Below are 21,265 nucleotides of genomic sequence, written 5' to 3'. Positions count from 1 at the left end.
TTACTCCCCTGAACGGCCGGTGATTTCGTTGAGAAGGATTTGAACGTTGCTCAGGTCCTTGCCGAACTGATTGATCGAATGGCTGTACTTGAGGCTGTTGGGACGGGTGTATTTGATGAAGTTGGCCAGCGAGCCCGTTGCACTCAGATCCACCAGCAACGCCTGGCTGTCACTGCCCGACAGGTGTTTGAGCAGGCCATGGAAATCGACGGCCTGGCGGATGATGCGCCACAGGTAGTCCGGGGCATTCGCCAGATCACCGGCGTGGACGGCACGGGCCAACGTGCAGGAGTAGCAGGGAATGCTCGGTGCCCGGAACTCGATGCCTTCCAGGATCGACAGCATCCGGGTGTGAATCGGCTCGATATGACTGGAGTGAAACGGATAGCGGACAGGGAGTTCCATGGAAATGACCCCCATGGCATCCAGGCTGCGCTTGACCAGGGCCAACTCCGCCTGGGCGCCGGAAACACAGAAGTTGTCGGCAAAGTTGACACCCGCCAGTTCCACCTGACGATAGAGTTCAGGGTGTTGCTGCAGGTGCTCCACGGGCGCCAGGACGCTGAGCATCCCCCCTTCGGGGCAGTGATCGGCCAGCACCTGCGATTGGCGCAAGGTCAGACGCAGCCCGTCCTGCCAGGACAGGCAGCCACTGACCGCCAGGGCGATGTACTCGCCCAGGCTGTAGCCCAGGACGGCCTTGGGCGCTACGCCTTCGGCCCGCAGCATGGCGGTCAGGCTATAGCCGATGGCGAACAGCGCCGGATGGGTGTGCACAATCTTGTCGAACGGCTCGTACACTCGGCGCGACTCATCGTAGAGCACCTTGACCAGGGAAAACCCCGCCTGCGCTTCCACCAGGGCACTGCACTCATCCATCTGTTGGCGAAAGGCCGGGTTGTGCTGGTACAGCTCGCGCCCCATCTGAAAGTACTGGGTGCCCTGCCCGCCATACATGAAGATCGTGTCCTGCTGCACTGGGGTAACCGGGACGGAGGTCACAGCAGGCGGCGGGATGAGCATCGCAGACTTGAGAATCTTGTCGGTCAGCTTGGTCAGGACATTGCCCGGCCCAATCTCCTCGATCGGGTGGACATCCTGGGTCAGCAGCCATGAAACACTCTCGTACCACTTCACCGGGTGACTGATCTGCCCACTGAGGATGGCAGCGTAATCGCGCTGCGGATAAGGACGCGCCGTCATGTTCGAGATGACAGGGGTCTTCAGGGGTTGCAGCGCGAACCCCTTCAGGTAATCGGCGAACTGGTGCTCAACCTCCTTCATGTAACGCGAGTGAAAGGCGGCACTGACGTTCAGCGGGAAATAGCTGGCCCCGGCCTGCTCGAAAAAAGCCCGGGTACGCTCACTGGCAATATCGTCGTGCAGGCCGGAAAGGATGATCTGATCGGGCGAGTTGATATTGGCCAGGTCGATAGCGTCCAAGCCTTTATCGCGCAGGATGGAACGGACGGTCGCCTCGCTCAATCCGAGCACGGCGGCCATGCCGCCCTTGGGAGCCTGGCTCATCAAGTAGCCGCGGCGCTGGACCAGTTGCAGCCCGGTGGCGAAATCAAAACCTTCGGCAGCAAAAAGCGCGCAGTACTCACCCAGCGAATGGCCGGCGAAATAGGCCACCTGCCCTGTGCCGGAGGCGCTCTGCAAGCGATCCAGGTACATCAGAACACTGACCGTATAAAGCGCTGGCTGGGTGTACTGGGTCTGGTTCAGGCGCTGATCCCGATCTTCCAGACACAGGTCGACGATGGAGTAACCAAGAATGTCGCTGGCCAGATTTGTATAGGCTTTGAACTTGTCGAACACCTCATTGCCCATGCCCTTGAATTGCGCCCCTTGACCGGGGAAAACATAGATCTTCTGCATTAATTCACCTTTTAGCAGGTACAGTCGCGCCTCAAAGATCTATTTGATTCAGGCATTCCCGAACACTCGGCCTACAGCAGACTGCCGTAGCCTATATAGGAAAGATTGATTAGCGCCAAGCGGTTATAGAGGAGCTTTCAGGCGCAGCCGACACAGCAGACACAACAACCGAAAAGCATCGGTGGTGAAACCTAGCACAGGTTTTTTAAAGGCTATTGTGAAAAGGTGTGAAATAAATTTCAGGAAAGACATTCACCTTGGAAGAGAAAATAAATCATCTAGAAACATCACTGAAAAATAAATATTTTTATCAACAAAAACAATAGCTTATATAGCCAAATAGAAAAACCATAGCGCAACAAAAATAAAATGACCTGAAAAGCAGGGACAGAATTTAATATATAAATTTGATATCTGAACAACACAGAAAACGAGCAACTAGCAGCAAAAGGCCACTCAATAACTTAAATTGACATCAACATACTATTCAAACGATTAACTATTCAGGTGGTTAGTTGATAAAAGACTGTCGCCATTCAAATGATGAAGCCAATGCCATTACCTTGGTTGTCCTCGATACCATTCTTGGTCTGTTATATCGGGCAGACCGGAGGTCAGGACTCAAGTTCGACTCGCGCCGCAATGTTGCACCGACGGCAAGACTGAATTGCACGCCAGGGGATTGATAGCCCCCTAACGAAAGGTGCAGGCTAGAGGGCTTGCCTGGGGCTTATATCATTCCGAATGATAGTTACCTTCGCTTCATTCGATTCGTGAGATACCACCCTGCCGAGCATCATCCGCCCATCTCAAATTACCTTGGCGGATGAACCATGGACCAGTCAGTCAAATTCTTGCGTTACCCCTTAGCCGCCCTCGCCGTACTGGTCATGAGTGCCTGCGGCAAGGCCCCGGAAACCGCCTCCGCCCCGCCCGCTGCCAAAGTCAGCGTGGCCAAGGTGCTGGAACAGCCGGTCAACGAATGGGATGAGTTCACCGGGCGCCTGGAAGCCCCGGAAACTGTAGAGATTCGCCCACGGGTCTCGGGCCAGATCGATCAGGTGGCCTTCACCGAAGGCGCCCTGGTAAAGAAAGGCGACCTGCTGTTCCAGATCGACCCGCGCCCCTTCCAGGCTGAAGTACGCCGCCTCGAAGCCCAGTTGCAACAGGCCCGGGCTACCGCCACCCGCAGTGCCAATGAAGCCCAGCGCGGTCAGCGCCTGCTGACCAGCAACGCGATTTCCGCCGAGCTGGCCGACACCCGCACCAGCGCCGCCCAGGAAGCCCGAGCCGGGGTCGATGCGATCCAGGCACAACTGGATGTGGCCAAGCTCAACCTGAGCTTTACCCGGGTCGTGGCGCCCATCAGCGGCCGGGTCAGCCGCGCGCAGATCACCGCCGGCAACCTGGTGAGCGCCGATGTCACCCCGCTCACCAGCCTGGTCTCCACCGACAAGGTCTACGCCTACTTCGACGCTGACGAGCGTGTGTACCTCAAGTACACCCAGCTCGCCCGCCAGGGTCAGCGCGGCCAGGCCACCCCGGTGTACCTGGGCCTGTCCAATGAAGACGGTCACCCGCACCTGGGGCAGATGAACTTCGTCGACAACCAGGTCAACCCCAAGACCGGCACCATCCGTGGCCGCGCGGTGTTCGACAACAGCGACGGCAGCTACACCCCGGGCCTCTACGCACGCCTGAAACTGGTGGGCAGCGGCACCTACTCGGCGATGCTGATCAGCGATGAAGCCGTGGGCACCGACCTGGGCAAGAAGTTCGTGCTGGTGATGGACGCCGACAACAAGCCGGCCTACCGCGCCGTGGAACTGGGGCCGAAGATCGAAGGCCTGCGCATCGTGCGCAACGGGCTGAGCAAGGACGACACCATCATCGTCAAGGGCTTGCAACGGGCGCGTCCCGGCGCCCCGGTAGCGCCTGAAGTGATCCCCATGGCCAGCAAGGAAACCCTCGCCGCCCTGGCCCAACAACGCCAAGCACTGGAAGCCAGCAACCTGCCGCAGGTCACCCCTGCCAAGGCGGCTCCGGCTGTGAAACTCGCCGCTGCGACACCGCGCGGTTAAGGGACGACTCTCAAGATGAATTTTTCCCAGTTCTTCATTTCAAGGCCGATCTTCGCCGCGGTGCTGTCGCTGCTGATCCTGATCGCCGGCGCCATCTCGCTGTTCCAGCTGCCCATCAGCGAATACCCGGAAGTGGTGCCGCCCACCGTGGTGGTGCGCGCCAACTTCCCCGGGGCCAACCCGAAAGTCATCGGTGAAACCGTGGCCGCGCCCCTGGAACAGGCGATTACCGGGGTCGAGAACATGCTCTACATGTCCTCGCAATCCACCGCTGACGGCAAGATCACCCTGACCATCACCTTCGCCCTGGGCACCGACCTGGACAACGCCCAGGTGCAGGTACAGAACCGCGTGACCCGCACCCAGCCCAAGCTGCCCGAAGAAGTGACGCGCATTGGTATCACCGTGGACAAGGCCTCTCCGGACCTGACCATGGTGGTCCACCTGACTTCGCCGGACAAACGCTACGACATGCTCTACCTGTCCAACTACGCCCTGCTCAACATCAAGGATGAGCTGGCGCGCCTGGGCGGCGTCGGGGATGTGCAGCTGTTCGGCATGGGCGACTACTCGCTGCGGGTCTGGCTCGATCCGAACAAGACCGCCTCGCGCAACCTGACCGCCACCGATGTGGTCACCGCCATCCGTGAACAGAACCGCCAGGTCGCCGCCGGTGCCCTGGGCGCGCCGCCTGCACCCAGCGCCACCAGCTTCCAGCTGTCGGTCAACACCCAGGGCCGCCTGGTGACCGAGGAAGAGTTCGAGAACATCATCATCCGTGCAGGTAGTGACGGTGAAATCACCCGCCTGAAAGACATCGCCCGCATCGAGCTGGGGTCGAGCCAGTACGCCCTGCGTTCCCTGCTCAACAACCAGCCGGCGGTGGCGATCCCGATCTTCCAGCGTCCGGGTTCCAACGCCATCGAGATCTCCAATGAAGTGCGGGCCAAGATGGCCGAACTCAAGCAGAGCTTCCCGCAAGGCATGGACTTCAGCATCGTCTACGACCCGACCATCTTCGTCCGTGGCTCCATTGAGGCCGTGGTGCACACCCTGTTCGAAGCCCTGATCCTGGTGGTGCTGGTGGTGATCCTGTTCTTGCAGACCTGGCGCGCCTCGATCATCCCGCTGGTGGCCGTACCGGTGTCGCTGATCGGCACCTTCGCGGTGATGCACCTGTTCGGTTTCTCGCTCAATGCCCTGTCGCTGTTCGGCCTGGTGCTGGCCATCGGTATCGTGGTGGACGACGCCATCGTGGTGGTGGAGAACGTCGAACGAAACATCGGCCTGGGGCTGAACCCGGTGGAGGCCACCAAGCGCGCCATGCGTGAAGTGACCGGCCCGATCATCGCCACCGCCCTGGTGCTGTGCGCGGTGTTCGTACCGGCGGCCTTTATCAGCGGCCTGACCGGGCAGTTCTACAAGCAGTTCGCCCTGACCATCGCCATTTCCACAGTGATCTCGGCCTTCAACTCCCTGACCCTGTCGCCGGCCCTGGCCGCGGTATTGCTCAAGGAACACCATGCACCCAAGGACCGCTTCTCGAAGATCCTCGACAAGTTGCTGGGGGGCTGGCTGTTCAAGCCGTTCAACCGCTTCTTCGACCGCGCCAGCCATGGTTACGTCGGCACGGTGCGCCGAGTCATCCGCGGCAGCGGCATCGCCCTGTTCCTCTATGCCGGCCTGATGGTGCTGACCTGGTTCGGCTTCGCCCACACCCCGACCGGTTTCGTTCCGGCCCAGGACAAGCAATACCTGGTGGCCTTCGCCCAACTGCCGGACGCCGCGAGCCTGGACCGCACCGAAGACGTGATCAAGCGCATGTCCGACATCGCCCTCAAGCAGCCCGGCGTGGAAAGCGCGGTGGCCTTCCCTGGCCTGTCGATCAACGGCTTCACCAACAGCCCGAACAACGGCATCGTCTTCGTCACCTTGAAGCCCTTTGATGAGCGCAAGGACCCGAGCATGTCCGCCGGTGCCATCGCCGGTGCCCTGAACGGCAAGTACGCCGATATCCAGGACGCCTACATGGCGATCTTCCCACCGCCGCCGGTACAGGGCCTGGGAACCATTGGCGGCTTCCGCCTGCAGGTAGAGGACCGTAGCGGCCTGGGTTACGACGAGTTGTATAAAGAAGTGCAGAACGTCATCACCAAGAGCCGCAGCGTGCCGGAACTGGCCGGGCTGTTCACCAGCTACCAGGTCAACGTGCCCCAGGTGGACGCGGCCATCGACCGGGAAAAGGCCAAGACCCACGGCGTGGCGATTTCCGACATCTTCGACACCCTGCAGATCTACCTGGGTTCGTTGTATGCCAACGACTTCAACCGCTTTGGCCGCACCTATCAGGTCAACGTCCAGGCCGAGCAGCAGTTCCGTCTCGAGCCCGAGCAGATTGGCCAGCTGAAAGTGCGCAACAACAAGGGCGAGATGATTCCCCTGGCGACCTTCATCAAGGTCAGCGATACCGCCGGTCCCGACCGCGTGATGCACTACAACGGCTTTGTCACCGCGGAAATCAACGGTGCGGCCGCTCCGGGCTACAGCTCCGGGCAGGCGGAAGCGGCGATCGAGAAACTGCTCAAGGAAGAACTGCCCAACGGCATGACCTACGAATGGACCGAGCTGACCTACCAGCAGATCCTCGCCGGTAACACTGCGCTGTTCGTCTTCCCGCTCTGCGTACTGCTGGCCTTCCTGGTACTGGCCGCGCAATACGAGAGCTGGAGCCTGCCCCTGGCGGTGATCCTGATCGTGCCGATGACCCTGCTGTCGGCGATTACCGGGGTGATCATCTCCGGTGGCGACAACAACATCTTCACCCAGATCGGCCTGATCGTACTGGTGGGCCTGGCCTGCAAGAACGCGATCCTGATCGTCGAGTTCGCCAAGGACAAGCAAGAGGAAGGCCTCGATCCGCTGGCTGCGGTACTGGAAGCCTGCCGCCTGCGTCTGCGGCCGATCCTGATGACCTCCTTCGCCTTCATCATGGGCGTGGTCCCCCTGGTGATCTCCAGCGGCGCCGGTGCGGAAATGCGTCATGCCATGGGGGTCGCGGTGTTCGCCGGGATGCTCGGGGTGACCTTCTTCGGCTTGCTGCTGACCCCAGTGTTCTATGTCCTGATCCGCAATTACGTGGAGCGCAGCGAGGCCCGCAAGGCCGCCCGCGCCCTGCAACTGGAGACGCAACAATGAGTGCCAAAGTCTTCCTGCCGAGCCTGCTGGTGCTGGCCCTGAGTGCCTGCGCCGTCGGCCCGGACTACCAGACGCCAACCACCGAGGCGGCGCACATCAGCGCCGCCACCGATGGCGCTGCGGGCCAGAAGAACTTCGACCGCGCACGCTTCGAAGGCATCTGGTGGCAGCAGTTCGATGACCCGACCCTCAACCAGCTGGTGAGCCAGTCGTTGCAGGGCAACCGTGAACTGCGGGTGGCCTTCGCCCGCCTGCGGGCCGCCCGGGCGATTCGTGATGACGCCAGCAATGACGCCATGCCCACCATCACCAGCCGCGCCAGCAGCGACCTGGCCAAGGGGCAGATCCCGGGCCAGACCACCAAGCGGGTCAACAGCGAGCGCTACGACCTGGGTCTGGACATGGCCTGGGAGCTGGACCTGTTCGGCCGCATCCAGCGCAACCTGGAAGCCACCGACGCCGACCAGCAAGCGGCCGAGGCCGACCTGTACCAGCTGCAGGTGACCATGATCGCCGAGCTGGTGGACGCCTACGGCCAACTGCGCGGCGCACAACTGCGGGAAAAGATCGCCCTGGCCAACCTGAACAACCAGCAGGCCTCGCGCAAGATCACCGAAAGCCTGCGTGATGCCGGGGTTGGCGACCAGCTCGACGTGGTCCGCGCCGACGCCCGCCTGGCTTCGGTGGAAGCCAGCGTGCCGCAACTGCAGGCGGAGCAGACCCGCCAGCGCAACCGTATCGCCACCCTGCTGGGTGAACGGCCGGACAAACTCAGCGTCGACCTGTCGCCGGCGCAGTTGCCGGCGATTGCCAAGGCCCTGCCGATTGGTGATCCGGGCGAGCTGCTGCAGCGCCGTCCCGACATCCTCAGCGCCGAACGCAAGCTGGCGGCGGCCACCGCACGGATTGGCGTGGCCAAGGCCGACCTGTTCCCGCGGGTCAGCCTCAGCGGCTTCCTCGGCTTCACCGCCGGACGCGGTTCGCAGATCGGCTCATCGGCAGCCAGTGCCTGGGCCCTGGGCCCGAGCATCACCTGGGCGGCCTTTGATCTGGGCAGCGTACGGGCTCGCCTGCGGGGTGCCGACGCCAATGCCGATGGCGCCCTGGCCAGCTACGAGCAGCAAGTGCTGCTGGCCCTGGAGGAATCGGAAAATGCCTTCAGCGACTACGGCAAGCGCCAGCAACGGCTGATCTCGCTGATCCGCCAGAGCGAGTCCAGCCGTGCCGCGGCGGACCTGGCCGAGATCCGCTACCGCGAAGGCACCGTGGACTTCCTGGTGCTGCTGGACGCCCAGCGTGAACGCCTGGCGGCCGAAGATTCCCAGGCCCAGGCCGAAGTCGACCTGTACCGTGGCATCGTCGCCATCTACAAGGCCCTGGGTGGTGGCTGGCAACCAGAGACGGTCGCCAGCCAGTAAGGATTTGCAACGAGCTCCTTTGGTTGGCCGCAACCAACCAATGTTTGGCCCCGTGGATCATTCGGTCGCGGGGCTTTTTTTATGCTCGTCTCAGGGACGCCTTCGCCGGCAAATATCCACGCATTCCCTGCCAACCGTAGGAGCTGGCTTGCCAGCGAAGGCGCCCGCCAGAACGCTACACGGCCCAAGGCCCTATTCGCCGGCAGCCGGCTCCTACAAGGTGACGCGATGATAGAGGGCGTCGATCATGCGGTTGGCCATTGCGATTGGACAGCCCGCCGGCGCGCTCCTAATCTTCACTCGCCGCGTAATCGCCCTGGCCTGCTTGCACATGATTGTCCGCCCCAAGCCCAACCTGATCAGCATCCTCTTTGCCCTCAAGGGCTCGATCGCCAAGCGCATTGCCTTGCGCTGCGTGCTGATCACCCTGCTGGCGTCGGTCATCGTGCTGGTGGAAACCCTGCAACCGACCTATTTCTCCAAGGTCAACGCCACGCCCTTCACCCTGCTGGGCCTGTCGCTGTCGATCTTCATGAGCTTTCGCAACAACGCCTGCTACGACCGCTGGTGGGAAGGCCGCAAACAATTGGGGCAGTTGATCATCGAGGTCCGCTCGCTGATCCGCGAAAGCCTGATCATCGACCCGCACCCCGAACGCGAGGGCCTGCTGCGCGATCTCTGCGGCTTCGCCCACAGCCTGATTGCCCGCCTGCGCCACGAGGACGAAGCCTGCGCCCTGCAACCTTGGGCCCAGGCCGACATCGACCCACAACACCCCAACCTCACCGATGCCCAGCTGCAACGCATCGGCCACCGCTGCTCGCAGTGGGCGCAACAGGGGCTGGTGAGTGAGTGGCGCTACACCCAGATGGAAACCCGCCTGGTCAGCCTGAGCCTGGTCCAGGCCGCCTGCGAACGCATCCAGAACACCCCGCTGCCCTTCCCCTACACCTTGCTGCTGCACCGCACCATCTACCTGTTCTGCATCCTCCTGCCGTTTGCCATGGCCGAGCCCCTGGGCTGGCTGACGCCGATCTTCACCGCCATCGTCAGCTACACCTTCCTGGGCCTCGACGAGATCGGCAATGACCTCGAAGACCCCTTTGGCTACGACGACAACGATCTGCCCTGCAACGCTCTGTTGCGCGGCCTGGAGCGTGAAGTCCTGGCAGCGCTGGGGCAACGGGACCTGCCGCCGCCATTGGAACCCCAGGAATACGTACTGACCTGATCCCGGGTTTGACTCGGGCCGGTTCCTGACCGAAGCTTGCGCCTTCCAAAAGTCGCCAGCTTCCGGATTCCTGCATGCCCCTGCCCCGTCGCTACCTGCTGATCAGCCTGTTGCTCGTTATCGCCCTGGCCCTGGCCTGGACCTTTCTGCGCAGCAGCCCGCCAGCGGTTCCGGAGGCGATCAAGCATGGCTACGGCCAGGCCCTGGAGAAGGCCCGCAACGGCCAGCCGGGCGCGGCACGGGTGCTGTACCAGCAACTGGCGCGCCCCGACCTCAATGATCAGCGGCGCACCCGCCTGCTGGCAGTGTTGCCCAACTACCCCAGCCCCCAGGCCCTGAAGCTGGCGGATGCCGACCTCTATCACCCCTCGGCCGAGGTGCGCAAAGCGGCGATCAAGAGCGTGCTGGGCCTGGTTCCCAGTGGCCAGCGCAGCCTGCTGCTCGGTCCCTTGCTCGACGATCACGAGCAAAGCGTGCGCTTTGCCGCGGTAGATGCCCTGCTGGGCCTGAGCCCGGATGACCAGGGGCTGTACTTCGGCCCGCTGCAACAGGTGATCGACGAATACACCCAGGTGCTCAAGACCCGGGGTGACGACGTCGAGGCCCAGTACCAGCTGGCCCGCCTGTACCTGCACAACGCCGACCTGAGCAAGGCCCAGCAGACTCTGGAGCAGGCCCTGCGCCTGGCACCGGACAACCTGCAAGCGGTGGTGCTGCAGATCGAAGTGCTGGACAAGCAAGGCCAGAGCGACGCCGCCCGCCAGTTACTGGCCAAGCAACTGCAGGCCCAGCAAGACTCCGCCTACCTGCAACATGCCCTGGGGCTCTGGCTGCTGCACCACGGCCAGGGCGAATTCGCCCTGCTCGGCCTGTCCCGGGCCGTGGAGCTGGAACCCAACAACGCCGCCTACCGCTACGACCTGGCCACCACCCTGCACAGCGAACAGGAGCAGGAAGCGGCGCAGAAGCAGCTGGAGGAAATCGTCCAGCGCCAGCCCTACAACCGCAAGGCGCGGGTGCTCCTGATCAACTACTGGAAAGAGAGCGGCCAGTTGCAGAACGTCCAGGTGTTGCTGGCCCAGCTGGAACAGCAGAACCCCGACGATCCGGCATTGCAGCAGGGCCTGTAAGGCCCCCACCCCATCCCCCTGGCGACAAAAGGTTGAACCGCGCCCGCACCGAACGGTCAAGACAATAAGCTGCGATATCAAGGCGTTCGCGCCATCGCCGGCTACCTGGACCCATTGTGCGAGGGCATTGTTTGTCGACCTCAACTGCGTTGCTCAACGAAAAAGCCGCCACCGGAATCGAAGGCCTGGACAACATCCTCTCCGGAGGATTGTCACGCAGCCATGTGTTCCTGCTGGAAGGTGAACCCGGAACCGGCAAGACCACCGTGGCCTTGCATTTCCTGCGTGCCGGCGCCCTGGCCGGCGAGCGCTGCCTGTACATCACGCTATCGGAAACCGAGCGCGAACTGCGTCAGGGCGCAACCTCCCATGGCTGGACGCTCGACGACAACATCCACATCTTCGAGCTGACCCCGCCGGAAAGCCTGCTCAATGCCGAGCACCAGCAAAGCCTGCTGTATTCCTCGGACCTGGAGCTGGGGGAAGCCACCCGGCAGATCTTCGAAGTGGTGGAACGCTTCAAGCCGACGCGGGTGGTGCTCGACAGCCTCTCGGAAATCCGCCTGCTGGCCCAGAGCTCCCTGCGCTACCGGCGGCAGATCCTGGCGATCAAGCACTACTTCGTGCGTTATGACGCCACCGTGCTGTTACTGGACGACCTGACCACCGAATCCCTGGACAAGACCGTGCACAGCGTGGCCCATGGGGTGATTCGTCTGGAGGAGCTGACCCCCAGCTACGGCGCCGAACGCCGGCGCATCCGGGTGGTGAAATACCGGGGCCAGAAGTACCGCGGCGGCTTTCATGACTTCACCATCATGGGCGACGGCGTCCATGTATTCCCCAGGCTGGTGGCTGCCGAACACCGAGGCCGCTACGAGCGCCTGACCTTGACCTGCGGCATCAAGGAGATGGACGCGCTCCTGGGAGGCGGCATCGAAAGCGGCTCCAGCACCCTGATCCTCGGCCCCGCCGGTACCGGCAAGTCGCTTATTTCGATGATCTTCGCCGCGGCCGCCGTGGCCCGGGGCGAGAAGGCCGCGCTGTTCATCTTCGACGAAGAGCTGGGGCTGCTGTTGGAACGCATGCGCAACATGGGTATCGACCTGGAGGCCCTGCAAGCCACCGGCAACCTGGTGATCGAACAAGTGGACGCTGCAGAACTGTCCCCGGGGGAGCTGTCCTACCGGGTCCGGCGCTGCGTCGACCAGCAACGGATCAAGACCGTGGTGATCGACAGCATCAACGGCTACCAGGCGGCCATGCCCGAGGAAAATGCCCTGGTGCTGCACATGCACGAGCTGCTGCTGTACCTCAATCGCCAGGGCGCCGCGACCTTCATGACCGTGGCCCAGCATGGCCTGGTGGGCGACATGCAGGCCCCGGTGGACATCACCTATCTGGCGGACACCGTGGTCCTGCTGCGCTACTTCGAGGCCCTGGGCAAGGTGCGCCGAGCCATCTCCATCATCAAGAAACGCACCGGCAGCCACGAATCCACCATCCGTGAGTACCGCATCAGCGCGCGCGGCTTGACCATCGGCGAACCCCTGGAAGCCTTCCAGGGCGTACTGCGGGGCGTGCCCACCTACCTGGGCGAAAGCACACCGCTGCTTCGGGAAGAGGGACGATGACCCAGGGCCTGGCATTTTCCGAGCGCGCCCTGGTGCTCACGCCCCACGGCCGTGACAGCCAGCTGGCGCAGATGATGCTCAACGAGGCGGGATTCAGCAGCCTGATCAGCCCTCACCTGCCGGCCCTGTGCGCAGAGCTGGAGCACGGCGCCGGGCTGGTGATCATCGCCGCCGAGGCTTTGCGCGGGGCCGACCTGGAACCCCTGTTGCGTCATCTGGAGCAGCAACCGGCCTGGTCCGACCTGCCCATCGTGCTGCTGACCCAGCACGGCGGTCCGGAGCAGAATCCGGCCTCACGCTTCAGCGCCCCCCTGGGCAACGTCAGCTTCCTTGAACGCCCTTTCCATCCGGCCACCCTGATCAGCCTGGTGAGCGCCGCCCTGCGTGGCCGACGCCGGCAATACGAAGCCCGGGACCGGTTGATCGACCTGAGCCAGAGCGAGCTGCGCCTGCAACGCACCCTGGAAACCCTGGAGCAGCAGGTGCAAGAACGCACCGCGCAACTGCGACACAACGAGGAAGCCCTGCGCCAGTCGCAAAAGATGGAAGCCGTGGGCCAGCTCACCGGAGGCATCGCCCATGACTTCAACAACATGCTCACCGGCATCATCGGCAGCCTGGAGCTGCTGCGCCGGCGCCTGGCCCGGGGTCGCACCGAGGACCTGGACCGACTGATCGACCTGGGGGTCACCTCGGCCAATCGCGCCGCCGGCCTGACCCATCGCCTGCTGGCCTTCTCGCGACGCCAGTCGCTGGACTCCAAGCCAGTGGAAATGAATGCCCTGGTGACGTCCATGGGCGAACTGCTGCAACGCAGCCTCAGCGAAAGCATCCAGCTGGACATGCACCTGTGCCCGCAACTGTGGGTCGCCGAGGCCGACCCCAACCAGCTGGAAAGTGCCCTGCTCAATCTGGTCCTCAACGCCCGGGACGCCATGCCCAATGGCGGCCGGCTGCTGGTGGAAACCCTCAATCAGCACCTGGGCCCGGACTTCACCCAGGCCCACGACAACCTCGAACCCGGCGACTACGTGCAGCTGCGAGTCAGCGACAATGGTTGCGGCATGCCCGACGCCATCATCCATCGGGTGTTCGACCCCTTCTTCACCACCAAGCCCATCGGCCAGGGCACCGGGCTCGGTCTGTCGATGATCTATGGCTTCAGCAAGCAGTCCCACGGCCACGTGTCCCTCAACAGCACCCTGGGCCGGGGCACCGAGGTCAGCCTGTACCTGCCGCGCTTTCGGGGCAGTGCGGAGCAGGATGAACAGCCGCTGGAGCAACAGTCGGAAACCGCGCAGAACGGCGAGACGGTGCTGATCGTCGAGGATGATCCAGCGGTACGGGTGCTGGTCAGCGCGGTACTCGGCGAGCTGGGCTATGCCTTTGTTGAAGCCGGCGACGCCCGTAGCGCCATGCCGATCCTCGATTCGGGGCAACGCATCGATCTATTGATCAGCGATGTGGGGTTGCCGGGCATGAACGGCCGGCAACTGGCGGAAATCGGGCGGCAGATCCGCCCGCAATTGAAAGTCCTGTTCATCACCGGCTACGCCGAGCACGCCGCCGCCCGTGGCGGCTTCCTCGAGCCCGGCATGCAACTGATCACCAAGCCCTTCACCTTCGACCTGCTGACGGCCAAGGTGCGGGAGATGATCCGCGACTGAGGCCCGGCTCAGGCCAGCAGTTGCTGGATCTGCTCCTGCAGGCTGTTGAGGTCGAAGGGCTTGGCCAGGATCGGTGCCTTGCGGGTGATGGGGCTGCCGCATTCGAGGATTTCGTTGGGGTAGCCGCTGATGAAAATCACCTTGAGGTCCGGGCGCAGCTTTACGGCCGGTTCGGCGATCATCACCCCGGTAATGCCGCCAGGCAGCCGGTAGTCGGTGATCATCACATCCAGGTGCGGCTTGCTGGCCAGGATCTCGAACGCCTGCTCGCCATTTTCGGCCTGGAGTACCCGGTAGCCCAGGCCCGACAGGTAGTCGGCCAGCAGCATCAGGATGACGGGTTCATCTTCGACGATCAGTACGACGTCTTGTGCATCTTCACTCATGGAAAACCTTTGCTCGATCAATTGCTGCCAGGGGCTGTTGATGTTTGGTGACCTACCGCGTTGCTGGGCCAAACTGCGCGAGGCAAGGCGCGGGATGCCGCTAATGGTTGTTCCCTTGGCAAATCCCGCAACGCAGCCTCGCACAGTTTGGCACGCAACCCGAAGGGACGGGGCCCACTTAGCGCAAGGCTGCGTTGCTCGGAGCTTATTTGGAACAACCAAACTGCGCTCCTCGCGCCTTGCCTTGCGCTAAGTGGGCCGCCGTCGCGGCAGGTCACCAAACGTCAACAGCCCCCTTCGACCATTGGGTCACGCAGAGGTTGCGTCTGCGTGACGCTTTTCGCGATTCGCCGGCAAACCGGCTCCTACAGTCAGGCCAGGGGCAGGCTGACGCGAAACAATGCGCCTTCGCCAATGCGACTTTCGACACTGATGGTGCCGCCGTGGGCAGTGACGATCTGCTCGGAAATGAACAGCCCAAGCCCGAGGCCCGCTGCTACGTGACTGGCGCTGACCCGCTCGAACTGCTGGAAAATCCGCTTCTGGTTGTCTTCGCTGATGCCGATCCCGTGATCCCGCACCTCGACCCGCGCCTCGCCGTCCTGGGCATAGACCCGGACTTCGATGGGGCTCTTGGCGCCGTAGCGCAAGGCATTGGTCAGCAGGTTGGAAATCACCTGTTCGATGCGGAATTCATCCCAGTGGCCTTGCAACGGCTGCTCGACCTCCAGGCTCAGGGATGATTGCGCGGCTTCCACCTGGGGCGCGAAGTTCTCCACCAACCCGCGTACCAGTTGCGCCAGGTCAAACTGTGACGGGCGGATCGACAGCTTGCCGGTGCGAATCCGCGAGATGTCCAGCATGTCCTCGATCAGGCGGATCAGGCTTTTGATCTGGCGCTCGTCGCGATCGACCATGGCGTGCATCTTGTCCAGGCTGAAGGCCGCTGCGTTCTCCCGGGCCAGGTGCATCTTGCGCAGTTGGGTTTCCAGGATCAGGCCATTGAGCGGCGTGCGCACTTCATGGGCGACGATGGACATGAAGTCATCGCGCATGCGCACCGCTTGCTCCAGCTCGTTCTGGGTGGCCTGAAGCTTATTGAGCAACGCCTCCTGCTCACGCCGGCTCTGCTCCAGGGCCTCGACCTGCTGTTTCATGGCCTTGCTCTGGCGATACAGGTCAACGAACACATTGACCTTGCTCTTCACCGCGTGGATGTCCAGGGGCTTGTGTAGGAAGTCCACCGCCCCGCTCTCGTAGCCCTTGAAGGCGTAGTTGAGCTCGCGCCCGGCGGCACTGACGAAAACGATGGGGATGTTCTTGGTCTTCTCGGTGCCGCGCATCAGCTCGGCCAGCTCGAAGCCGTTCATGCCCGGCATCTGTACATCAAGGATGGCCATGGCGAACTCATGCTGGAGCAGCAGCGACAAGGCTTCATCGGCCGACAGTGCCTTGTACACCATGCGGTCCTCGCGCTTGATCAGCGCTTCCAGGGCCAGCAGGTTCTCCGGCAGATCGTCGACGATCAGCAGCTTGGCTTGAATAGTACTTAACATGGGGGTCGTTCCAGCTCGGCAAGCAGACGGCTGATGCCGCGCAAGGTGAGAATGTAATCCGGTTGCTGCAGGGCCAGGGCCGCTTCCGGCATGGTCGCGACATGGGCTTCACGGGGGTCCTGGACAATGGTCAGGCCGCCCTGGCGCTTGACCTCCGCCAACCCCTGGGCGCCGTCCCGATTGGCACCGGTCAGGAGCACTGCGGCCAGGTTCTCGCCGTAGGCATCGGCTGCGGATTCGAACAGGTAGTCGATGGCGGGCCGAGAATGGTGCAGCCGCTCCTCCTGGCTCAGGGACAGGCTACGGTCCTGCTCCACCGACAAGTGATAACCGGGGGCAGCGAAATACAAGGTGCCAGGGACGATCTGCTCCTTGTCGTCAGCCTCCTTCACCGGCAGCGCCAGGCGCCTGTCGAAGACCTCCGCCAACTGGCTGCGGCGTTCGTCCGGCAGGTGCAGGACCACGATCACCGGCAGGCGAAAGTCCTGGGGAAAGTCACTGAACAGACTCAACAGGGCCTCCACGCCACCGGCGGATGCGCCCACCACAACGGCCTCGACCCGTGGCCAGAGGTTGTGCCCGGCAATCTGCTGATTCATGTCTTGCGGTAGATCCGTTCTTGTTTGACCAAGGGTTCGAAGTGTTTGCCATAGGCGGAAAAATCCAGGGTCTCCTTACTGCCCAGCACCAGGAAGCCCCGATGGCAAAGCGACTCGTGGAACAGTCCGAAGGCTCGATCCTGCAATTTTTTATTGAAATAAATCAATACGTTACGACATGAAATTAATTGAGTTTCTGAGAATACGCTGTCGGTCGCCAGGCTGTGATCGGCGAAGGTCACGTTCTCCCGCAGGCTCTTGTCGAAAATCGCGTAGTCGTAGGCCGCAGTGTAGTAGTCGGCAAAGGAACGCTGGCCGCCGGCCTGCTGGTAGTTGTGGGTGTAGGCCCGCACGTTCTCCAGGGAGAAGATGCCTTGTTTGGCCTTCTCCAGGGAGCTGGGGTTGATGTCCGTGGCATAGATGATGGTGCGCTCCAGCAGCCCCTCTTCGCGCAGCAGGATGGCCATGGAATAGACCTCTTCCCCGGTGCTGCAGCCGGCGATCCAGATCTTGATCGACGGGTAGGTCTTGAGCAACGGCACCACTTCCTGGCGGATCGCCAGGAAGTGCGACGGATCGCGAAACATCTCGCTCACCGGAATGGTCAGGAACTGCAGCAACTGCATGAACGCCGTCGGGTCGTGCAGCACCCGCTCCTGCAGCGCGGAAATGGTCTTGCACTCGAACTGACGCAAGGCATGGTTGACCCGACGCTTGATCGAAGCACCGGAGTAGTCGCGGAAGTCGTAGCTGTATTTGAGGTAAATAGCTTCGATCAGCAAACGCAGTTCGATCTCGGTATTACGCTCCACTAAATTCTTTCCATCTTGGGTAGCCACACGCGGATAAGCGAAAACAGGCGGTCGAGGTCAATGGGCTTGGCCAGGTAGTCATTGGAGCCGGCCTGGAGGCAGCGCTCCTGGTCATCCTTCATGGCCTTGGCGGTTACGGCGATGATGGGCAGCTTGCGCCAGCGCGGGTCCTTGCGGATCTGCACCGTGGCTTCGAAACCGTCCATCTCCGGCATCATCACGTCCATCAGCACCAGGTCGATATCCTCGACTTCATTGAGTCTGGCGATGGCCTCATGGCCGTTACGGCCGATCACCACCACCGCACCCTTGTGTTCCAGGGCACTGGTCAGGGCAAAGATGTTGCGCACGTCATCATCCACCAGGAGGATCTTGCGCCCCTCGAAGACCTTGTCGCGGCTGCGGGCGGTCTTGAGCATCTTCTGCCGCTCATGGGACAACTGGGATTCGACTTTGTGCAGAAAAAGCGTCACTTCATCCAGCAGGCGCTCCGGCGAGCGGGCGCCCTTGATGATGATCGAGCGGGAATACTTGCGCAGCTCGGCCTCTTCATCCCGGGTCAGGTTGCGCCCGGTATAGACGATCACCGGCGGGAAGGAGCAGATGTCTTCGGTGGACATGCGCTTGAGCAGGTCGTTGCCCAGCATGTCCGGCAACTTGAGGTCGATGACCATGCAGTCGTAGACATTCTCGCGCAGCAGGTCCAGGGCATCCTGGGCCAGGCCCACGGCCGTGATCTCGATATCGTCGTCGCCGATCAGCCGGGCAATGCTGTCGCGTTGCAGGTCATCGTCCTCCACCAGCAGCACGCGCTTGACCTTCTGCGTCAGCTTGGCTTCCAGGCGGGCGAAGACGTCCTTGAGTTCCTCGCGGGTGGTGGGTTTGACCGCGTAGCCCACGGCGCCCATATGCATGGCCGCTTCCACCCGGTCTTCCACCGAGATCACGTGCACCGGGATGTGCCGGGTCTGGGCATTTTCCTTGAGGCGCTGCAGCACGGTCAGGCCGGAATGATCGGGCAGGCGCATGTCCAGCAGGATGGCGTCCGGCATGTACTGGGCGGCCAGGCTGTAACCCTCGTCGGCGCCATGGGCTACCAGGCAGTGGTAACCCAGTTCGTGGGCCAGATCGAAGAGGATATGCGCAAAGTTAGCCTCATCTTCCACCACCAGGATGCAGCGGCTGCTGAACGGGGCCTTGTCCCGGTCATCGGCGAAGCGCGGGATCTCAACGCCTGGCACCTCGGCCACCGGCAGCGGTGCACTGGGCGCAGGGGGTGCCGCCACTGGCATTACCGCCGGCACTGGCGCCAGCACTGGCTGGGCCGCTTCGCTGTACTGCTCCGGTAGCACCAGGGTGAAAATGCTGCCCCGTCCCGGTTCGCTGCTGACGCTGATGGAGCCTCCCAGCAAGGTCGCCAGATCCCGGGAAATCGACAGCCCCAGGCCGGTACCGCCATAACGCCGGTTGGTGGTGCCGTCGGCCTGGCGGAAGGCTTCGAAAATGCTGTCCTGCTGGTCCTGGGCGATGCCAATCCCCGAATCCTGCACGGCGAAGGCGATACCGGCCCCCGGCTGAGCGGAAACGGTCAGGCTGACCTGGCCCTTTTCGGTGAACTTGACCGCGTTGGACAGCAGGTTCTTGAGTATCTGCTCGACCCGTTGGCGATCCGTGAACAGCCTCTGTGGCGCCCCCGGCTGCAGCTCCACCTTGAATTCCAGGCCCTTGTCCGTGGTCAACGGCTGGAACAGGCTGCGCAGGCCGTCCACCAGACGCGGCACGCTGGCATTTTCCGGGCGCACTTCGAGCTTGCCCGCCTCGACCTTGGAGATATCCAGGATGTCGTTGATCAGGTTCAGCAGGTCGTTGCCGGCGGAGTAGATCGACTCGGCGAACTTGACCTGCTCGGCACTGAGGTTCTCCTGGGGGTTTTCCGCCAGCAACTTGGCCAGGATCAACGAACTGTTGAGCGGCGTGCGCAGTTCGTGGGACATGTTGGCGAGGAATTCGGACTTGTACTTGCTCGAGCGCTGCAGTTCTTCGGCACGCTCTTCGAGCTGGGTCTGCGCCTCGTTCAGCTCGTTGTTCTTGCGGTCCATGGCGTCGCGCTGCTCGGCCAGGATCTGCGCCTGCTCGGCCAACTGTTCGTTGGTCTGCTCCAGTTCGACCTGCTGTGCCTCCAGGTGCACCTGGGACTCCTTGAGAATCCGCGACTGCTCCTCCAACTCTTCGTTGGCGGTTTTCAGTTCTTCCTGCTGCACCTGCAACTCTTCGTTGAGTTGCTGGGTTTCGGCCAGCACTTCCTGGAGGCGCTGGCGATAGCGCGCGGCTTCGATGGACGTACCGATATTGCCGGCAATCAGTTCCAGCAACTCCACATCGCGGTCGCTCAAGGCCCGCAGGAAGCCCAGTTCGATCACGCCATTGACCCGGTCGTCATCGCGGGTCGGCACCACCAGCACACTGCGAGGCGCGCCTTCGCCCAGGCCGGAGCTGACCTTGAAGTAGTCCGCCGGCACATCGTCCAGGCGGATCAGGCGCTTGTGCTGCGCGGCCTGGCCCACCAGGCCCTCATCGCCGTACAGCGCCTGTTCTTGCTGTTCCTGCTCCCGGGAAAAACCATAAGAGGCCACACGCTTGAGGCCGCCGTGGTCTTCGCGGACATACAAGGCCGCCACCGGCGTCCCCAGGTAGTGGGCGCAGAACTGGAGGATATTGCGCCCCAGCAGGTTCAGGGTCAGTTGGCCGAGCATCTGTTCGGCCAGTTCAGTCTGGCCGTTGCGCAGCCAGGCCTGCTGCTCCAGGCGCCGGGCGCTTTTTTCCTGGGCCTCGAGGTTGTCGCTGTAGCTTTTGGACAGTGCCAGCAGATCCCGACGCCCGACATAGGCCAGCAACGCGCTGATGCCCACCACGAACAGCAGATACAGGGCCACGCTGAAAATCGTGGTGCGGCTGACGCTTTCATTACGCTCCAGGCGCAACTGCTGCTCCATGACCACCGCATCCTCGTACTCCTTGCGGATCTCGTCGGTCAGGCGCTTGCCCCGCCCGGCCTGCACCGCACCCCGGTAGTCGCCGTTCTGCCGGCGCAGCTCGATCATGCTCTGGGCGAAGTTGTTCCACTCCACCTGCAGGGCTTCCAGGCGCTTGAGGCGGTCCACCTGCTGCGGGTTGTCGGCGACCAGATCGCGCAAACCATTGAGCTCGCTGAGGATGCGTGGCTTGGCCACCTCATAAGGGTCGAGGAAATGCTCATCGCCGGTGATCAGGAAGCCGCGCATGCCGGTTTCCAGGTCGATGGTCAGGCGCGCTGCCTCGTTGAGATTGTTGATCACCCGGTCAGTGTGCTGCACCCACTGGATGACCGAGAGCAAGTAGGTGATCAGGGACACGAAAAAAACGGCGCTGAGCACGCCTACACCAAGGGGCAGGCTGATGTTGCGGGTCAGCAGCTTGCGAAAACTCTGTTCATCAACCGAGGACGGACGGATCATTTGATGGACCTAGGCGCTGGTAAAAAAAACGAAGTTTGCCCCACATTCGGCCATCGCAGCTATTTTTTATAACCCATGGGTTCACAACTGCGATTTGACCTGCCCTGGGACAAAGGAAGCGGTTATTCTTGCCGGCGCTTGTACAACAGCATTTTTCTGTACAGCTTCGGGAACTTGTGGC

General features: G+C 62.4%; 13 protein-coding genes. 7 read left to right on the top strand and 6 right to left on the bottom strand.

Going from position 1 to position 21,265, the window contains the following annotated elements; all coding sequences use genetic code 11:
* Positions 1 to 1,881, bottom strand: a complete 1,881-nt coding sequence (gene fabD / locus ACSSVC_RS18300; RefSeq protein ID WP_492611123.1) for an ACP S-malonyltransferase — start codon at positions 1,879 to 1,881, stop codon at positions 1 to 3.
* 833 nt (positions 1,882 to 2,714) lie between these two features.
* On the opposite strand from fabD, the gene mexE reads away from it, so the two are divergent.
* From mexE to ACSSVC_RS18265, 7 genes are all read left to right on the top strand, one after another.
* Positions 2,715 to 3,962: a multidrug efflux RND transporter periplasmic adaptor subunit MexE gene (mexE, locus tag ACSSVC_RS18295; RefSeq protein WP_346632821.1), complete on the top strand. Its 1,248-nt coding sequence runs from the start codon at positions 2,715 to 2,717 to the stop codon at positions 3,960 to 3,962.
* Positions 3,963 to 3,977: 15 nt separating this feature from the next.
* The gene (locus tag ACSSVC_RS18290) at positions 3,978 to 7,157 is read left to right on the top strand and encodes an efflux RND transporter permease subunit (protein ID WP_346632820.1); all 3,180 of its coding nucleotides are present in this window, start codon (positions 3,978 to 3,980) and stop codon (positions 7,155 to 7,157) included.
* The gene (locus ACSSVC_RS18285; RefSeq protein WP_346632819.1) at positions 7,154 to 8,575 is read left to right on the top strand and encodes an efflux transporter outer membrane subunit; all 1,422 of its coding nucleotides are present in this window, start codon (positions 7,154 to 7,156) and stop codon (positions 8,573 to 8,575) included. Before ACSSVC_RS18290 ends, ACSSVC_RS18285 begins: the two co-directional genes overlap by 4 nt.
* Before the next feature lie 331 nt (positions 8,576 to 8,906).
* Positions 8,907 to 9,806 (top strand): bestrophin family protein, encoded by a 900-nt coding sequence (locus tag ACSSVC_RS18280; protein WP_346632818.1) that lies wholly within the window; start codon positions 8,907 to 8,909, stop codon positions 9,804 to 9,806.
* Positions 9,807 to 9,880: 74 nt separating this feature from the next.
* Positions 9,881 to 10,936: a tetratricopeptide repeat protein gene (locus ACSSVC_RS18275; RefSeq protein ID WP_346632817.1), complete on the top strand. Its 1,056-nt coding sequence runs from the start codon at positions 9,881 to 9,883 to the stop codon at positions 10,934 to 10,936.
* A 131-nt stretch (positions 10,937 to 11,067) separates the two neighbouring features.
* On the top strand, positions 11,068 to 12,570 hold the full coding sequence (locus tag ACSSVC_RS18270; protein WP_346632816.1) for an ATPase domain-containing protein: 1,503 nt from the start codon (positions 11,068 to 11,070) through the stop codon (positions 12,568 to 12,570).
* On the top strand, positions 12,567 to 14,237 hold the full coding sequence (locus tag ACSSVC_RS18265; protein WP_404939725.1) for an ATP-binding protein: 1,671 nt from the start codon (positions 12,567 to 12,569) through the stop codon (positions 14,235 to 14,237). The genes ACSSVC_RS18270 and ACSSVC_RS18265 overlap by 4 nt, the downstream gene beginning before the upstream one ends.
* Positions 14,238 to 14,245: 8 nt before the next feature.
* Here the strand turns inward: ACSSVC_RS18265 and ACSSVC_RS18260 are convergent, their stop codons facing one another.
* The 5 genes from ACSSVC_RS18260 to ACSSVC_RS18240 all read right to left on the bottom strand — a co-directional run bounded on the left by ACSSVC_RS18260 (position 14,246) and on the right by ACSSVC_RS18240 (position 21,084).
* The gene (locus tag ACSSVC_RS18260; RefSeq protein WP_011061530.1) at positions 14,246 to 14,623 is read right to left on the bottom strand and encodes a response regulator; all 378 of its coding nucleotides are present in this window, start codon (positions 14,621 to 14,623) and stop codon (positions 14,246 to 14,248) included.
* A 371-nt stretch (positions 14,624 to 14,994) separates the two neighbouring features.
* Positions 14,995 to 16,179 (bottom strand): hybrid sensor histidine kinase/response regulator, encoded by a 1,185-nt coding sequence (locus ACSSVC_RS18255; RefSeq protein ID WP_346632814.1) that lies wholly within the window; start codon positions 16,177 to 16,179, stop codon positions 14,995 to 14,997.
* On the bottom strand, positions 16,173 to 16,778 hold the full coding sequence (locus ACSSVC_RS18250; protein WP_404939723.1) for a chemotaxis protein CheB: 606 nt from the start codon (positions 16,776 to 16,778) through the stop codon (positions 16,173 to 16,175). The genes ACSSVC_RS18255 and ACSSVC_RS18250 overlap by 7 nt, the downstream gene beginning before the upstream one ends.
* A complete protein-coding gene (locus tag ACSSVC_RS18245) occupies positions 16,775 to 17,590 on the bottom strand; it encodes a CheR family methyltransferase (protein WP_011061533.1) in 816 nt (271 codons plus the stop codon). Before ACSSVC_RS18245 ends, ACSSVC_RS18250 begins: the two co-directional genes overlap by 4 nt.
* A complete protein-coding gene (locus ACSSVC_RS18240; protein WP_346632812.1) occupies positions 17,590 to 21,084 on the bottom strand; it encodes a response regulator in 3,495 nt (1,164 codons plus the stop codon). The genes ACSSVC_RS18245 and ACSSVC_RS18240 overlap by 1 nt, the downstream gene beginning before the upstream one ends.
* Positions 21,085 to 21,265: the final 181 nt, after the last annotated feature.

The organism is Pseudomonas sp. E1BtOHC1 (assembly GCF_058744285.1).
Note: the sequence above shows the minus strand (reverse complement) of the source record. Positions and strands in the feature narration are given on the sequence as shown.

Coding starts and splice junctions, on each gene's coding strand:
- fabD (WP_492611123.1), bottom strand. CDS start 1,881: ATGCAGAAGATCTATGTTTTCCCCGGTCAAGGGGCGCAATTCAAGGGC.
- mexE (WP_346632821.1), top strand. CDS start 2,715: ATGGACCAGTCAGTCAAATTCTTGCGTTACCCCTTAGCCGCCCTCGCC.
- ACSSVC_RS18290 (WP_346632820.1), top strand. CDS start 3,978: ATGAATTTTTCCCAGTTCTTCATTTCAAGGCCGATCTTCGCCGCGGTG.
- ACSSVC_RS18285 (WP_346632819.1), top strand. CDS start 7,154: ATGAGTGCCAAAGTCTTCCTGCCGAGCCTGCTGGTGCTGGCCCTGAGT.
- ACSSVC_RS18280 (WP_346632818.1), top strand. CDS start 8,907: ATGATTGTCCGCCCCAAGCCCAACCTGATCAGCATCCTCTTTGCCCTC.
- ACSSVC_RS18275 (WP_346632817.1), top strand. CDS start 9,881: ATGCCCCTGCCCCGTCGCTACCTGCTGATCAGCCTGTTGCTCGTTATC.
- ACSSVC_RS18265 (WP_404939725.1), top strand. CDS start 12,567: ATGACCCAGGGCCTGGCATTTTCCGAGCGCGCCCTGGTGCTCACGCCC.
- ACSSVC_RS18260 (WP_011061530.1), bottom strand. CDS start 14,623: ATGAGTGAAGATGCACAAGACGTCGTACTGATCGTCGAAGATGAACCC.
- ACSSVC_RS18255 (WP_346632814.1), bottom strand. CDS start 16,179: ATGTTAAGTACTATTCAAGCCAAGCTGCTGATCGTCGACGATCTGCCG.
- ACSSVC_RS18250 (WP_404939723.1), bottom strand. CDS start 16,778: ATGAATCAGCAGATTGCCGGGCACAACCTCTGGCCACGGGTCGAGGCC.
- ACSSVC_RS18240 (WP_346632812.1), bottom strand. CDS start 21,084: ATGATCCGTCCGTCCTCGGTTGATGAACAGAGTTTTCGCAAGCTGCTG.